At 34.6% G+C, this 13,053-nt stretch carries 8 protein-coding genes; 4 read left to right on the forward strand and 4 right to left on the reverse strand.

The genetic code is table 11. The features are described 5' to 3' along the window. Positions 1 to 424 precede the first annotated feature (424 nt). The 3 genes from ACNRYB_RS14605 (at position 425) to ACNRYB_RS14615 (ending at position 5,656) form a co-directional block, all read left to right on the forward strand. A complete protein-coding gene (locus tag ACNRYB_RS14605; RefSeq protein ID WP_473727700.1) occupies positions 425 to 3,616 on the forward strand; it encodes a SusC/RagA family TonB-linked outer membrane protein in 3,192 nt (1,063 codons plus the stop codon). A gap of 12 nt (positions 3,617 to 3,628) precedes the next feature. Next, positions 3,629 to 5,053 (forward strand): SusD/RagB family nutrient-binding outer membrane lipoprotein, encoded by a 1,425-nt coding sequence (locus ACNRYB_RS14610; RefSeq protein ID WP_473727701.1) that lies wholly within the window; start codon positions 3,629 to 3,631, stop codon positions 5,051 to 5,053. A 150-nt stretch (positions 5,054 to 5,203) separates the two neighbouring features. Then, on the forward strand, positions 5,204 to 5,656 hold the full coding sequence (locus tag ACNRYB_RS14615; protein WP_237421312.1) for a YybH family protein: 453 nt from the start codon (positions 5,204 to 5,206) through the stop codon (positions 5,654 to 5,656). Here the strand turns inward: ACNRYB_RS14615 and ACNRYB_RS14620 are convergent. The 4 genes from ACNRYB_RS14620 to ACNRYB_RS14635 all read right to left on the reverse strand — a co-directional run bounded on the left by ACNRYB_RS14620 (position 5,653) and on the right by ACNRYB_RS14635 (position 10,798). Next, positions 5,653 to 6,471: a helix-turn-helix domain-containing protein gene (locus ACNRYB_RS14620; RefSeq protein ID WP_473727702.1), complete on the reverse strand. Its 819-nt coding sequence runs from the start codon at positions 6,469 to 6,471 to the stop codon at positions 5,653 to 5,655. The genes ACNRYB_RS14615 and ACNRYB_RS14620 overlap by 4 nt on opposite strands. A 348-nt stretch (positions 6,472 to 6,819) precedes the next feature. Then, on the reverse strand, positions 6,820 to 7,590 hold the full coding sequence (locus ACNRYB_RS14625) for an alpha/beta hydrolase (protein ID WP_473727703.1): 771 nt from the start codon (positions 7,588 to 7,590) through the stop codon (positions 6,820 to 6,822). 7 nt (positions 7,591 to 7,597) lie between these two features. Further along, positions 7,598 to 8,137 (reverse strand): hydrolase, encoded by a 540-nt coding sequence (locus ACNRYB_RS14630; protein ID WP_473727704.1) that lies wholly within the window; start codon positions 8,135 to 8,137, stop codon positions 7,598 to 7,600. A gap of 225 nt (positions 8,138 to 8,362) precedes the next feature. Then, a complete protein-coding gene (locus ACNRYB_RS14635; RefSeq protein WP_473727705.1) occupies positions 8,363 to 10,798 on the reverse strand; it encodes a histidine kinase dimerization/phosphoacceptor domain -containing protein in 2,436 nt (811 codons plus the stop codon). A gap of 203 nt (positions 10,799 to 11,001) precedes the next feature. Here ACNRYB_RS14635 and ACNRYB_RS14640 point away from each other — a divergent pair, with 203 nt between their 5' ends. Continuing rightward, complete coding sequence (locus ACNRYB_RS14640; RefSeq protein WP_473727706.1) at positions 11,002 to 12,969, forward strand: sigma 54-interacting transcriptional regulator; 1,968 nt, start codon at positions 11,002 to 11,004, stop codon at positions 12,967 to 12,969. Positions 12,970 to 13,053 lie beyond the last annotated feature (84 nt).

Consider the following 13,053-nt stretch of genomic DNA (forward strand, 5'->3'; position numbering starts at 1 on the left):
AAAAGTTTAATTAAAATTTGGGAACTAAAATTTTTAATATACTTTTGTTCTATCAAATTAGTAGAGTTTAAAATTTAATTAGAAATACAGAGATTTAAACCTTATCATTTCATTTTCAGAAATATAAAAAGCATAACACATTTGCACAGTATGCATCACTACGGTTAAAATTCCTCTTTTAAATTCATTTGTAAATTTTTAATAACACTATCCTGAAAAAGGGTAAAAATTGTATAGGCCAAATAAAATAATAATCTAAAAAAAAGTAAAAATGAAAAAACGAATGTGCTGCAGATAAAAAGAAAAACCATTTCTGTTGCAGCAGAAATGGTCAGAGTTTAAAGAAATTGTCATCTCTAAAGGAAAGTAAGAATAGCATAAAACTGTTCTAGGCTTGCCTTATTTATTAAACTAAAACAAAGTAATGAAAATAAAATTAAAAAGATATGCTTGGCTATGTATTTTATTGATTTCCATAGGAGTTAAAGCTCAAGATACTAAGCCATTAATTCAGTCTAAATTAGAAGGAACAGTAGTCGATGCCATTACAAAAGAGCCAATTATTGGGGCTTCAGTAACTATCAAAGGAACTACGCACGGTGTTGTTACAGATACAGATGGAAAGTTTTTCTTCCAAACAGGACAAAAATTTCCTTATACACTTTTAATTAGTTATTTAGGATATAAAAAAGAAGAAGTTGTAGTAAACAAAAATGCTATCACGATCAGTCTTACAGAAGAACAGAACGCATTGTCTGAAGTCGTGGTTACGGCACTTGGAATTTCTAAAGAAAAAAAATCCTTAGGATATACAACTCAGGCATTAAAAGGAAAAGAGTTGGCGACTACAAAAGAAACCAACTTTTTGAATGGTCTTTCGGGTAAACTGGCGGGTGTTCGTATTACAAATTCACAAGGAGATATGGGATCTTCACGTATTATCATCCGTGGGGAAACTTCTATTGCAGGAAACAACCAGCCGCTATTTGTGGTAGACGGAGTTCCTGTAGATAACTCTCAATTGAACTTTGGTGGAGCAACTCGTGATTTCAGAAACGCCATTGCCGATTTAAATCCTCAGGATATTGAGACTTTGACAGTTTTAAAAGGACCAAATGCTGCCGCTCTTTACGGATCTCGTGCTGCACATGGTGTTGTACTTATTACTACAAAATCTGGAAAAGGACAAAAATCAGGATATGGAGTTACTTTTAATACAGGTATAACTGTTTCTCAAGTAGCTACTTTGCCTTCTTTCCAAAATAGTTTTGGACAAGGTTCTAACGGAAAATTCAGTTATGTAGACGGAAAAGGTGGAGGAGTTAATGATGGAGTTGACGAAAGCTGGGGGCCAAGAATGGACGGTCGTCTTATTCCGCAATTTTATTCTAAAGGAGAAGCTGTTCCTTTTGTAGCTCATCCAAACAATGTAAAAGATTTCTTTAATACAGGACTTACTTACGACAATAGTGTTTCCATTGCAAAAGCTAATGATAAAGGAGATTTCCGTTTAGGTGTAAACAATCAGAAACAGCTTGGAACTGTGCCTAATAGTGAAATAAACAAAACAAACTTTACAATTAATACTAATTATCAGATTTCTGAAAATGTAAAAGTTGGGGTTAATGCAAATTATATTGTAACAAATGCTCCACAATTGCCAGGTGGTCCATCTGGTGGACGTGCTGCTGGTGTAATGCTTCAGTTTCTTTGGTTCGGGCGTCAGGTTGACATTAATGAATTGGATAAAGACTGGAATACAAACTGGAACAACAGTTACTATAGCAACCCGTATTGGAATGCCTATTACAATACAACAAGCCAACAGCGTAACCGTATAATTGGAGATGTCCATTTAGACGCGAAATTGGCAGAAGGACTGAATTTCAGATTCCGTACAGGTGTTGATTATTATAATGACCGCAGAAAATATACTATTAAGTATGGTACAAACGGAACTCCTTTCGGATCGTATGCAGAAGATGCTTACACGGTAAATGAGCAAAATACTGAGGGTATATTTCAGTATGCAAAACAGCTTAATGATGATTTCAGTTTAGATGCACTTGCAGGTTTCAATATTCGTAACCATAGCGATGCCAACAATTATCAGAAAGCTCCACGTTTAGCAGTTCCAGATTTGTATACTTTAACCAACTCTAGAGATCCGTTGACTTCATCAAACTCATTGTCAAGATTAAGAGTGTATAGTGCTTACGCATCTGCTCAAGTAGGATTTAGAAATTATGCTTTCTTAAACGTAACAGCGCGTAATGACTGGTCTTCTACATTGCCAAGCAGCAACCGTTCTTATTTCTATCCTTCTTTTAACGGAAGTGTAATCTTAACAGATGCATTAAACATTAAAAGCAGTACACTTGATTTCTTAAAAGTTAGAGGTGGATGGTCTGAAGTAGGTAACGATGCAGATCCGTACCAATTAGCTACGGTTTACAATTTCCAAACTGCTTTTGACGGAAACCCGATTCAGACTTCTTCTCAAAAGAAATTAAATGAAAACTTAAAACCAGAAACAACTCGTTCTACAGAGGTAGGTCTTGAAGCTTCTTTCTGGAAAAACAGACTTCATTTTGATGTAGCATATTATAATACAAATAGTTTCGACCAGATTTTAGAAATTAAAACTACAGCATCAAGCGGTTATACTTCGCAGTTAATCAATGCAGGTAAAATTAACAATCAAGGTATTGAGGTGCAATTGGACGGAAATCCAGTTCAAACTGAAAACTTCAAATGGAATGTGGCTGTAAATTATTCAAAAAATAAGAGTAAAGTAGAAATTCTAGATTACGCTGGAGATATTAAAAACTATACAATTGGTTCTTCTGGAGGTGTCGATGTATTGGCGTCTGTCGGGCAAGCTTACGGAGCACTTTACGGAACAGCTTATCAGCGTGATGCAAGCGGAAATATTGTGGTAGGAGCAAACGGTCTTCCAAAAGCAGATCCGACAAAAAAAGTTTTAGGACATTATACGCCAGATTATTTAGCAGGTCTTACAAATACTTTGACTTACAAAAATCTTGAGCTTTCTTTCCTTGTTGATGCTAGCGTTGGGGGTGAACTTTTTTCTGGAACTAACAGAACAGGAAATTACACAGGAGTTTTGGCACAGACTCTTCCAGGACGTGGCGCTGAAAACGGCGGATTAAGCTACTATTACCCAGAAAACAATACGGCTAACCCAAAAACTTTGGTAGCTGGCGGTGCAGCTCCAAGTGGTGTAACGGTTTATGACGACGGAATGATTTTCGGAGGTGTATTTGCAGACGGAACGCCAAACAATAAAGTGATTAGTGCACAAGAATATTATAAAGCATCATACAATATTAGTGAGGCATATATTTACAGCTCAACTTTTGTAAAAATGAGAGAGATAAAACTTACTTATAATGTTGATAAAAAATTGGTTAAAAAGTTAGGATTAGAAGGAGCAAGCATTACTGCAGCTGGACGTAACTTATTCTTTATCTATAAAGATGCGCCAAATATTGATCCTGAAACAGCTTTCAATACAGGAAATGCACAAGGATTGGAAAGTTTAGCGTTGCCAACAACAAGAAACTTCAGTCTTAACCTTAATGTTAAATTTTAAAAACTCGGAATCATGCTAAAAAAACTATCATATACAATACTGTTTGCATTGACACTGAGCTCTTGCAGTGATACTCTTGACGATATAAATAAGAACCCAAATGCAACTGAAACGCCACTTGCGCCATACCTTTTGACTGGTACTTTAAAACAAGGTGCAGATTTGTATTGGGGAGATGCAAATAACTTTAACTCAACGTTGCTTTTTGTACAGCATTGGGCTAAAATTCAATATACAGAACCAGACCGTTACGATGTTTCGAACACTTCTTTCACTTCATTGTGGGATAAGGGATATGCGACTCTGATTACAGATTTGAATACTATTATAAAATTTCCAGATGCACAGGCGAATTCTAATTATAAAGGAATTGCCTTATCGCTACGTTCATGGACATTTTTATTGCTTACAGATACTTACGGAAGCATTCCGTACAAAGAAGCAGGTCAAAAAGTAACTCCAGCATATAATACTCAAAAAGAAGTTTATACAGGATTGCTTGAAGATTTAAAACAAGCGCAATCTTTATTAAATGCTGCAAACGGTTCTGTTACTGGAGATTTGGTTTATAAAGGCGATATAGCAAAATGGAAAAAATTTGTGAATTCACTTCGTTTACGTATTGCTTTAAGAATTTCAGACAGAGAACCTGTTTTGGCGAAACAAGCTGCAATTGACGCGACAAGCGATGCTGCAGGACTAATCAGCAGCGAAAGTGAAACATTTAAGTTCACTTACACTAGTTCTCCACAGCAAAATCCGGCTTCAGCTTGGTTTGAAACTCGTGATGATTTCCGTATTTCAAAAACTATGGTTGATCAATTATATGCATTATCAGATCCGCGTTTGCCAGTATTTGCACAATTGCCATCAGATGCAAGCGTAGGAAAATATGTTGGAGGAGCAAACGGATTATCAAATAGTGATGCCAACAGCCAAGGTTTTGCAAAAACATCAAAACCAGGAACTTATTTCCTTACATCAGCTTCGCCTGCTGTAATTGCTTCTTACTCTGAGACTTTGTTTAACTTGGCAGAAGCTGCGGCAAGAGGTTATATTTCTGGAGATGCAGAGCAATATTATAAAAATGCTATTACAGCCTCTTTCAATCAATTTGGAATTACAAATGCTACAACTATTTCAACGTATTTGAATCAGGCAAGCGTGAAATATGATGCTTCAAACTATGCTAAATCAATCGGTACGCAAAAATGGATTGCTTTCTTCGGACAAGGTCTAGATGCGTTTACAGAATGGAGAAGATTGGATTATCCTGTCTTAACAGCTGGGCCAGCTACTGTTTTGGACGGAAAAATTCCTTCACGTCTTTTCTATCCAGGTACAGAACAATCTCTTAATGGAGCAAGTTATCAAGCTGCTGTTGCAGATCAAGGAAAAGATTTATTGACAACCAAATTATGGTTTGATGTGAAATAAATCTGAATTTTAATAAATTTCATCAAAAAAGCCCCGTATCAAACTTTGATGCGGGGTTTTTGTATTGTTTTCAATTATGATAAAGTTGTTCGTTATTTTACAATTTTTGCCCTAACAGAATAATTTCCTTTGTAAAAAAATATATAAACCATGAAAACAAAAATCATTTTAAGCACATTCATGATGCTTACTTTTTGGTGTAATGCCCAAACCACAGATCCTGCTTTAAAAGAGGTAAAAAAAATTATTGAAGCCAGTAACAAAACGTTCTCCGACTTTACCAACAAGAACGATGGTTCTATTGTTGCAAGATATACGGACGATGCTTGTCTATTTCCGCCAAATGGAGAGCCAAAATGCGGAGCAAAACAAATTGATTCCTTTTTTAGAGGCGGACCTCAAGTGCATGTTATATTCACAATTCAGCATCTTTATGGAGACGCAAAAACAGCTGTGACAGAAGAAAGTTTTTATGAAATGACTGATATGAATGGCAAAAAACTAGATGACGGAAAAGTAATCGTGATCTGGAAGAAAACCAAAGACGGCTGGAAAATGCACCGTGATATGTTTAGCAGTAATCATCCTGCAAAACAAGGTTAAAAACCAATGTTGACAGCCTGCTGTAAATCGGTATCGTTTTTAAGTAGCGAATTTCTGGATGCAGATGGCGTAATGCCAGTAAACTTCTTAAATTCTTTAATAAAATGAGCTTGGTCATAATAGCCATTATCGTAAGCTATAGTAGTCAATGATTCTGTCGTGTTGAGTACTAAATCCAGACTTTTATTAAATCGGACTACAGAGGTAAAAGCCGCAGGACTTATGCCAATATTAGACAGATACAGTTTTTGGATATACCTTTCTGATAAACCTGAATTTCGGGCAAGGAAAGGTAAGTCCAATTGCTGATGATGTCGAAAAAGCTCCTGACTCAGATTCTGAACTATTGAAACCTTTTTTAGACGAGTTTCATTTTTCTTTAATTTTTGCAGAAAATACGTTTCTAAAACGCTGATTTTAGACAATAAATCGTCCTTTTCCATAATCTGGTCATACAAATCCCTGTTTTCTCCCAAAGCAACATCATACATATCGGTAGCATAATTGGTAAATTCTGATAAAGGATCAGAGAAAAATAGTGTGCTCGCATATGGATAAATTCTAGCTATGAGTACAGAAGTTCCTTTTGCTACAGAAAGACGTGTTGGAAGCGTAAGATGTCCCAATAATTCTATTGCAGGAGTATCTTTTTGTTTTCCGTTGATAATAGTAGCTGCAAATCCCCCAGAAATATTTACAATCAAATCGACATATCCGCTTGGATAAAATACTTCCTTGTCGAGATCTTTTTCGATGGTAACAACAGTATAATTTTTTATAAACGGCGCTAAACTGGCGGACGGTAAAATCTGCATATTGTTTTTTGTTGTAATTTGAAAGTAAATTAACTGATTTATAGCAAGTTCTAAATTAGCAATAAATGCAATATAAACGAATTAAAATTTTGCAGATGTTCTTGATTCAAAAGCATATTCCGTAGGAATATCTGATCGGTAGAAAAAAAATGGTATTATCACGAATAGTGTCCTGTAGGGACACCTGTTTTGTTGCAAATGATATGTATACCGATTAATCAAACGTTCCTACGGAACGTAAATTCACAATCCGAATTCAATTCTACCGATCAAACATTCCTACGGAATGAAAAAAAACTGTATCAAAGTATAATACAGAGATTTACATTTATTATGAAAACTGTTTTTTTATAGTTTTTCGTACCAATTTAAAATATAATCGGCTACACTTTCCCAGCCTGGTTCTCCACAGATAAAATGGCTTTTTCCATCAAATATTTTAAGGTCAACTCGTCCTGCATTTTCCTTATATCTACTGGCAATGGTTTCGGTTAAGTTAGACGGAAAAATATGATCGCTGCCACCGCCAATAAAGAGAATAGGTTCATGCGGTTTTTTAAAATTGATATTGGAGAATGAATTCAAAACCAATTCTCGGCTTACTTTATAACTTTCTGGCACTGCAAATTTCTCAAAAGCAATGCTTCTTTGAGATTCTGGTATAGTATTAAAAAAAGCATAATCGTACCATTTTCGGCTTCCCATAAAATACTTTGCAGAAGAGAAAAAGCCAAAAGCAGGAATTACAGTTTTTAAAGTTTGAAATGGCGGAAAAACATTTTTTGGAGGCGCTCCGTCAATGCTTACGCCAGCGGCTGCTTTGCCAAGTTCTACCAATTTCAATACTGCCATACCAGCCATAGAATGTCCAATAACCAAAGGCTTTTCGGGTAAAGTATCTATTAATTTGCTGATGTTATTTACAATATCTATAAATCCGGTTTTTATGAGATCTGGGTGAACTTTAGTTCTCAATTCGGCAGGATTTCCATCATGGCCAGGATTTGCTGGAGTGTAAACCGTATATCCTTTTTGTTCATAATACTTTTTCCATTCCTCCCAAGTTTTGTCATTGACAAAATTTCCGTGTATTAATACAATTGTTTTTGATTTTGACATGATTTTTTTATTTGATTAATGTTAGAATTTCTTTGAAGATATCTCGTCTGGAGTCTTTTATCAATTCATAAAGACACATTTCAATATTGGTTAATGCTGCTCCTTTTTGCTGCAGTTTTTGTAAAGCGATTAAAATGCTTTCTTTTGATCGGGAAGAAATGCAATCGGTCACAATTTCAACTTCAAAACCATTAGATAATAATCCCATAGCGGTTTGATAAACACAAATATGAGCTTCTATGCCACAAACCAGCCATTGTTTTCTTCCCGAATCGAAAACTGCCTGCTTAAATATTTCATTATCAAGAGCATTGAAGGAATATTTCTCAATGGGTTTCTGATGAATTAATAGCTTTTCCAATTCGGGAATTGTAGAACCAAGCCCTTTCGGATTTTGTTCTGCCCATATTATCGGAATTGAAAGTATTTGACAGCCACGAATTAGTTTTTCCAGATTTACAGCAAGTTTTTCGCTGTTATGTACAATTCGGGCAAGTTTTCCTTGCACATCAATTACAATCAATCCAGTTTTTTCTTGTTCAAGCATCGCAGCTAGAATTCAGAAATAGAATGATTAGTGGCAATATTGATTTTTTCATAGTAAATAGTTTTTAAGGGTTAACTTTCCTAGAAAACCAATTTATATGCCATGCCAATTTAATCCTTAATAATTAGGTTTTTTGTGCTTTTTGCTTGATTTTAAGTGCTATATATCGCTAAACAAATTTAGATTAGTGAGATTTCGCTAGACAAAAATGAGATTCTTTTTTTACTATTCTCTTTTTTCATGGATTGGAAATTCCTTTGAAAATTCAATTTTAAGAATCGTTCCGTTGTTGTTTTCCATAGAAAAAGTAGCATCCAAATCGTCGCTTAAACCTTTTATCAAGCTTAATCCAAATGAATTGATTTTCTTATTGCTGATATTAGCATCAAAACCAACTCCGTTATCTGCAATGGTAAGCAGATATTTGTTTTCGGATGTAGCCTGTAAAGTGATATAAATCATTCCAGTACCATTGTCTGGAAAAGCATATTTTATGGAATTTGTAATCGATTCGTTTAAAATAAGTCCAAGCGGCACAGCTTGTGCAACGTCCAATTCTAATGGATCAATTTTTAACTCAAAACGGATTCTTTGACCAAGCGAAAAAGATTCTCTTAAATACTCGACCAATTCTTTGATATAATTCGGCATATTGATAGTCGAAATATTCTCTGAGTTGTATAATTTCTGATGAATTAATGACATGGAATGAATACGGTGCTGACTATTTTTAATAGCTGACAGCGCCATATCATTTTCGAGATAAGCCGATTGTGAGTTTAGAAGACTTATTACAGTTTGAAGATTGTTTTTTACACGATGGTGAATTTCTTTTAAAAGCCATTCTTTTTCATCGAGTAAATGCCTCAAATTGATGTTTTTCTGGTTGATTTCCTTTTCTTTTAGTTCCAGTTCAGCATTATTTTTCTGTTTCAGACGATATCTGTTGTACAATAAAGCAATAATAAGAACCAGTAAAACCAAACTCGATATAGAGACTGTATTTAATAATTTTGATTTTTTTAAGGCTGTTTCCTGTAAACTAGTTTCTTGGTTTAAAGATTTGATTTTCTGTTCTTTATTTACTGTTTCGTATTGGAATCTAAGTTCTTCAATCTGCTTGTTTTTAGCATAATCTAAAACAGAATCACTCATTTTCTTATACGATTTATGATGCTCTAAAGCCGATTTAAAATTGCCATTCAACGAATCTAATTTATATAAGGACATTTGCAGCGCTTCAGAATTGTAGTTCTGGCTGTATTTTTTTGAAAGGACACCAATCTTATCGATATATAATTTTGTTTTCTGAAGGTTTTTTCGATTCGCATAAAATAAAGCAATAGACGAATAGGTGTTGCAGACATCTCTATAGGTTTGTTGAGAATCTAAACCATCAGCAGCTTCTCCAGCTTTTATAAAATACTTTTCGGCTGTGCCATAATTTTTGATTCGCCAGTAACAATTGGCATAACCATAATTCATAAGCATATTATCAAATTTATTTGGAGGAGGATAATGGCTCGTAATAGAATTCATGTATTCTATGGCTTCTTTGTTTTTTCCTTTCATAGACAAAGATGCTGTCGCTGTCATAAAACTTTTGTACCAACTGCCGCTGCTAAAAATGTTTTGTCCGTATCTAATGCTTTTTTCAGAAACTTTTATGGCTTCGTCTGTATGGCCCATTTGCAAATACACCAATCCTAAGCGCATATAAAAAATATCGGCAAAAGTATAATCTTTTGTACGCTCCATCCTTTCTACACTCTTTAAAGCATAATAAAGAGCACTTTTGATATTGAATTGTATACCTTCTATATAAGCAATTGTAGTTTCAATGTATTGCTGTTGCCTGAAACCAATTTTTCGCATATCTGCAGCATTTTGATATAAGATTTTCTTGGCATCGTTTATTTTTCCGTGCCAGAAATAGATGGTGCATATCCTTGCTTTTGTGATTATTCTTTTTTCTTCAAAGCCTAGAGTTTTGTATAAAGCTTCGGCTTCTTTGAGGATTTTTTCTTTTTCGGGATCTAAATCGTATTGATTGGTTGCCTGATAGAATAAAGCATCTGCTAGGGCGGCTTTGTCGTTTTGTTTTCGGCACTCATTTACGACTTGCGAAAAGCATTTTTTACTTTCAGGATAATTGTTGATCTGGAAATAAAACTTTCCTAAAAGCATCAAACTCTGATGTTGCCATTTTTGAATTTTTAACTGATTGCTAATTTTTACTGCCTCTGTTATATAAAAATTAGCATTTTTGATATCATCTGGTTTTGTAAAAGGTTTAAACAAATAAAAGATTCCCAATTGCAGCGCCAGTTTTACTTTGTCTACACCTTTTGATTTGAGAAAAAGCTTTTTAGCAGCATCGATATTGCCTTTTTCAATCAGATCATTTCCAATTAGATAGGAACCGTCATTAAAACCCTCATCATACGCTAAAGAAACTGGCAGTTTGTAGGCTTTGCAGGTCAAAACTACAGCGCTGTCGGCATCTATTGATCCTTGATTTGAATTATATAAATAAGAAGAACAGGTCTGTATCAGCAAACGCTTCTTTTTTAAATCATATCCTGCTGTTGCAGGATGATTTTGCGCTTCCAAATTAAATGTAATAAAGAATAGCAAACAAAAAGAGTAGAGTAGCTTCATAGATCTAAGCGATTAAATTTAGTAAGTGTTTAATTAAAAAATATAAAGAGAAACAATTCAGTTGTGATTGCAAAATAACGCGAAAATTATGGTAAAATGTGATTTTTATTTAACTAAATTTGGAGACGCTTAATTTTAATTGTGATAATTAACTATTTTTGTATCAATGAATTAAGTGTAATATAAGAAAAATTTAATCACTTATGAAAAAGTCTGCCGATAACAGATATGAAGCTGCAGTTTCAGCATTAAAAAAAAGAGTTTTAATTGTTGAAGATCAGTTTATAGAAGCACACGATTTAGAGCTAATTCTTGAAAAAGCCAATTATGAAGTGACAGGAATTGCAAGATCGGTTGAGCAGGCTTTGGAACAGATTGAGATTGAAAAACCAGATTTGGTCTTTTTGGATATTATGCTCAAAGGCAATCGAGATGGGATTGAGCTGGCACATATTCTTAAAGAAAAATATATCGGGTTTATATTTATTTCTGCCAATTCTAGTAAAAGTATATTAGATCAGGCAAAAACCACTCAACCTTACGGATTTATTGTAAAACCGTTTCGAGATCAAGATGTTCTAACGACTTTAGAAATAGCCTTTTATCGCCAGCAGTATAGCTTAGAAAGTCAGTTGCGACAACAGTTTCAGCTTCAGGCAGCAATAACAGAAATTATAAATTCAAACGTAAAGAAAGAAGAGGCATTATTGGCATTTGCAAAAGCGGTGCAGACTTTTATTCCGTTTGATTATTTAGAAACTGGTTTTATTTCCGACCATTATGATAATCTTGGAATTGTCCGCAGGAATCTAGATCAATACCAAATTATCAATTTGCAGAAACTTTCCCAGATAGTTGTACTGTCTGAAAAGGAAATAAATGAAACTTACAGAAAATCAAAAATAGACAAAGAGCCTATTATTTATACTGAAGAAGCCCTAATAAACAATCTTCAGGAAGCGCCAATTAAAGCATTATTGACACATAACTTTGGAATAAAATCGTATCTGGTCTTTCCGATTTCGGTTGCTTCAATCCAAAACTATCATTTTACGTTTTACAGCCGTAATCTAAATGTGTATTCTCAGGAGCATTTACGAGTTTTAAGTTCACTAGAACCTGTTTTCTGTCAATTTATTGCTAAAATTTATTCGAAAGAAGATTTAAATCTGCCTTCTAAAAAAGCTGAAATCAAAAATAGTAAAGTTATTGCCGCAGAAGGCTTTGAAGGAATTATTGGAAATAGTTCGCAAATGAATGCTGTTTTTAATTACATCCGAAAAGTGGCGCCTTCAGATACTTCTGTTTTGGTTTTAGGCGAAAGCGGTACAGGAAAAGAAAAAATTGCGCAAAGTATTCACGCTTTATCTCCAAGGAAAGACAAACCTCTAGTCATTATCAATTGTGGAGCGATTCCAGAAAATCTTGCCGAATCATTGCTTTTTGGCCATGAAAAAGGAGCTTTTACAGGCGCTTTGGACAGACGTATCGGCAAATTTGAATTGGCTGACGGCGGAACTATTTTTTTAGATGAAATAGGAGAGATGTCGCTTGAGCTGCAAGTAAAACTGTTGCGTGTTTTGCAGGAAAGAGAAATTGAGCGCATTGGTGGGACTTCGCCAATGAAAATAGATGTGAGGATTATTGCGGCAACCAATAAAAATCTTGAAGAAGAGGTTTCTGCGGGCAGATTTAGAATGGATTTGTATTATCGTTTGCATGTTTTTCCGATTATGGTTCCGCCATTAAAAAAGAGAAAAGAAGATATTCCAGATCTTGCCAACCATTTTATAACGATTTACAGTGAGAAAATGGGCAGAAAAGCGCCAGTTCTTTCCGATTTTGCCTCGCAGCAGATTATGAATTACAATTGGCCAGGAAATATCAGAGAACTTGAACATGTTATGCAGCGCTCTATTTTGCTGACTGAAGGAAATACAATTAAAGAAATCGAACTTTCTATGTCACCAAAAATGCATCCTGAACAGCCATCCGAATCATTTTCGATAAAAACAATATTAGAAAACGAAAGAGATTACATTCTTTATATCCTTAAAAAATGCAACGGAAAAATTTCTGGAGCTGGAGGTGCAGCCGAAATTTTAGATATTCATCCGTCTACTTTAAATTCTAAGATTAAAAAGCTGGAAATAAAGAAAGGGATCATTTAGCGCAAATATTGATTCTGTTTTTTTAGTCACATTTTAAAATATAGCCCGTGGTTTCAAACACGGGAACACAAAAAATACCGCAAT

The organism is Flavobacterium sp. CR10, assembly GCF_055814415.1.